The sequence below is a fragment of the Streptomyces sp. 8P21H-1 genome (assembly GCF_013302945.1).
Map to the genome: position 1 here is coordinate 1 of NZ_JABTYA010000044.1, position 3,450 is coordinate 3,450.

At 73.3% G+C, this 3,450-nt stretch carries 3 protein-coding genes and 1 pseudogene; 2 read left to right on the plus strand and 2 right to left on the minus strand.

Annotated elements, in window-relative coordinates; translation table 11 throughout:
- Both HO151_RS00885 and HO151_RS00890 read left to right on the plus strand, forming a co-directional pair.
- Positions 1-393 (plus strand): annotated as a pseudogene (locus HO151_RS00885) (hypothetical protein); the annotation flags it as partial.
- Complete coding sequence (locus HO151_RS00890; RefSeq protein ID WP_368039375.1) at positions 390-1,736, plus strand: alpha-glucoside ABC transporter substrate-binding protein; 1,347 nt, start codon at positions 390-392, stop codon at positions 1,734-1,736. The pseudogene HO151_RS00885 and the gene HO151_RS00890, both read left to right, overlap by 4 nt.
- A 65-nt stretch (positions 1,737-1,801) precedes the next feature.
- Here the strand turns inward: HO151_RS00890 and HO151_RS00895 are convergent, their stop codons facing one another.
- Both HO151_RS00895 and HO151_RS00900 read right to left on the minus strand, forming a co-directional pair.
- Positions 1,802-2,452 (minus strand): DUF4360 domain-containing protein, encoded by a 651-nt coding sequence (locus HO151_RS00895; RefSeq protein ID WP_173894226.1) that lies wholly within the window; start codon positions 2,450-2,452, stop codon positions 1,802-1,804.
- 362 nt (positions 2,453-2,814) lie between these two features.
- On the minus strand, positions 2,815-3,348 hold the full coding sequence (locus HO151_RS00900; protein ID WP_173894227.1) for a GNAT family N-acetyltransferase: 534 nt from the start codon (positions 3,346-3,348) through the stop codon (positions 2,815-2,817).
- Between the last annotated feature and the right edge of the window lie 102 nt (positions 3,349-3,450).

The window sequence follows — 3,450 nt, forward strand, 5'->3', positions numbered from 1 at the left end:
CTGCGCCGCCGCTTCCGGATCCGGCTGAGCATTCCGCTGGCGGTCGCCGCCCTGCCGCTGCTCGCCGTGCCCCTCCTGACGGCCGACGCGCTGCTCGCGCAGCGCGCCCAGGCACGGTCCGCGCCGCTGGCCGACGCGCTCGCCGAGCGGACCTCGCCGGAGACGGAGACGATCGCCGAGGAGCGCCCCTTCGACGGCCCCGACCCGCGGGCCGTCGGGGTGCTGGAGTCCCGCATCGACGGGACGCTCTCCGACGGGCGGCTTCCGTTCCTGGACGGGGCCGCCCCCTTCGTCCTGCCCGTGGGACTGGCCGGTGCCGGTCTCGTCGGGGGCGCGCTGCACGCGTACCGCCGTGAGTACCTCGTGGTCGCCCGCCCGGGAGCCGTCGCGTGACCCCGCCGACGGGCCGTCGCCCGGTCCGGGGCGCGGTCCGGCGTGCTGTCCGGCGTGCGGCCTTTCGCACGGCCCGCCCCCTGCGGGTCCTGCTGGCCGCGTGCCTGCTCGTCCTGGTGCCCGGCTGCGCGTCGGACGAGCCCGACCCGCTCGTCGTCCTGGGTCCGTGGACCGGCCCGGAGGGCGAGGCGTTCGAAGCCGCGCTCCAGCGGCTCGACGACGGGACCGGGCGGACGTACGCCTACGAGGGCACCCGCTCGCTGCGCGAGACCCTCGTCTCGCAGCTGGAGGCGGACACCCCGCCGGACGTGGCGGTCCTCAACAGCATCGGCGAACTCACCGAGTACGCCCGCCGCGGCAGGCTCAGGCCGATAGCCGAGCGGACCACCGAACGCGCCTTCCTCCCGTGGGCGCCGACCCTGCTGGTGGACGGCAGGCGCCGCACCTACTGGGTGCCGCTGAAGGTCGACCTGAAGAGTCTGGTGTGGAGCAAGGAGGGCACGTCGAGCGACGATCCGTCCTGGTGCGTGGGGCTCGCCTCGCAGGCCACCTCGGGCTGGCCCGGCACGGACTGGATCGAGGACATCCTGCTCCACCAGGCGGGCCCCGCCCGTTACGAGGAGTGGGCCACCAGCCGGCTCAGCTGGCGCGATCCGGACGTCGTACGGGCCTGGACCACCTGGGCGCGGCTGCTCGCCGGCCGCTCCGAGAAATCCGTCGAGCAGTCCCTGACCACGTCGTACGAGGGGACGGCCGGGCCGGCCGGGCCCCGCGGGCTGCTGAACTCCCCCGGCTTCGACTGCACGCACGAGCACCAGAGCGCCTTCATCCGGTACGTGTACGCGGGCGACGACATCCGGGTGGAGCCCTCGGCGCGGTTCCTGGACGGGCGGGCCGAGCACCGGGACGCGTTCGAGGTCTCCGGTGACATGGCCGCCGTCTTCAGCGACGACCCGGCGGCGCAGGAGCTGGTCGAACGGCTGTCGGGTCCGGCCGGGCGGGAGCGCTGGCGGGCCGAGGCGGACCCGGCGGTGCGCCCGCTGTTCCCGAACGGCACGGGGCTGCCGCCCACGGAGCCCGCGAGCGCCGTCGAGCAGGAGATCGACGCCCTGCTCCACTCGACCGCCCGCACGCTGTGCTTCGACGCCTCGGACGTGATGCCGCCCGAGCTGCGGGACGCCTTCCACCGGGCGGTGCTGGAGTTCTTCCGCGATCCCGCACGGAAGCACCTCGCGTCGCTGCTGGAGCAGCTGGAGGCCGTGCGGGTCCAGGTGGACGAGGAGTCGGACGACACCCGCTCGTTCCGGCCGCCCGAGGACGTCTGCGCCGGTCCGGGCGGCTGAGGAGGCCCGCGGCCGTCGCCGGCCGGCTCCCGGTGCGGAGGAGCCGGCCGGGGAGCCCGCTCCCGTCAGGAGCTGGGGCACTCCTTCCAGGCCAGCTGGTAGATGGTGCTGATGTCACCGTCCGTCGAGTCCATGGTCATGAAACTGGTGCTGCTGGGAGCCGAGGTGCCGGCGTTGACGCGGAGCTCGGTGTTGATGTTGAAGTTCCGCTGGACACCGCAGGGTGCCCAGACCAGCTGCGCCCACTCCGTCGTGTCCGTGGCCTGCCAGTTGTCATTGAAGGGGCCCTTGAAGGAGTGCGTGATGGCGGCCGTGTTCGACGAGCCCTGGAAGTAGTACGAGGCCTTCTCGGTGCTGCTGGCTCCCGACTGGAGCGAGGCGAAGCCGCGGTAGTCCGCGCTGGCGATGGCGTACGTGAAGCCCCCCGGCACGGCGACGATCAGGTTGAGCTGGCAGTTCCTGCGGAACGCGGTGGGGTCGGAGTTGCCTCCGACCTGGGCGAGGTAGTCGCTGTACGTCACCGTGAAGGCGGTGTTGTCCGGGGAGACGGCGACGGCGGCGGTGCCCTGCGGGCAGCCGGAGCCGTTCACCGTGGCGACCTTGATGACGATCTTGTCCGGGGGCGGGTCGACGATCCCCGTGGACGGGTCGTGCGCGGGCAGTGCGGTGGCGAACAGAGCGGCGATCGCGCCGCTCAGAAGCAGCCCACCAGTCATGGTGTTCCCATCCGTTGTGTCGGTGTTCCGTCGGCGGGGACCGTGTCCCGCCGCGGAATGGGGGGTGCGGCTTTCGCGCGTGCGGCCTGCACGAACTGCGCGGCGTGCGCGGAGAGCCGTCGCGGACCTGGTGCGTGGAAGGTGCACATGGAGCGGGGAAAGTCATGCGCATGTCAATCAATCAACCACACGCGCACGGGGACCCGGCCGCTGTGAAGGAGCTGTGAAGGCCGGGGGCGATCGCATCGTACGTACCCCGGAGCGGACCGGCCAGGTCGAACTCCAGCCATTCGCAGGCCACTTCTGCGCCACCTGCGAGCCGGACCCGCGCCGGCCGGGCCCGGCCTCCCGCCCGGCGGCGGTCAGCCCTCGAACTCCGTGAGGTCGATGGCGTACAGCCGCAGCTCGTGCCCGTGCACCGGGTCCTGTGCGGTGCCCTCCGCCCGCAGGCCGAGCTTGTCCAGCACGTTCGCGGAGGCGGTGTCGCCCGGCCGGGCGGCGGCCACCACCCGGTCGATGCCGCGGTCCTGGAGGGCGAACTCGAGCGCGGCGTGGGCGGCCTCCGAGGCGTACCCCTGCCCCCAGTGGACACGCCCGAGCCGCCAGCCGATCGCGATCCGGTCGGCGAGCTCGGGCGGTGAACCGGCGACGTACAGGCCGACCGCTCCGGCGAGCTCCCCGGAGCCGAGCAGTTCGACGGCGAAGATCCCGAACCCCTCCTCGTCCCACTCCTCCTCCCACGCCTCGATGTCCTCGGCGGTCTCCTCCAAGGAACGCGGACGCCCGTCGCCGATCCACTGCATCACGGTCGGATCGGCCTGGATCTCGGAGAGCGGTACGAGGTCGTCGTCCTGCCAGCGGCGCAGGAGCAGGCGGGGGGTACGGATGTCGTTCATGCCCCCATCCTGTCGACCGGGCGCGCGAGGACGAAATCGACGGGCCCGGGACCCGCCCCCGCGAGGGGGCGCGGGCAGCCGCGCGCCCGGCCCACGACGACC

Excerpts from the sequence above, each read along its gene's own strand:
- HO151_RS00895 (WP_173894226.1), bottom strand. The coding sequence starts at position 2,452 with ATGACTGGTGGGCTGCTTCTGAGCGGCGCGATCGCCGCTCTGTTCGCC.
- HO151_RS00900 (WP_173894227.1), bottom strand. The coding sequence starts at position 3,348 with ATGAACGACATCCGTACCCCCCGCCTGCTCCTGCGCCGCTGGCAGGAC.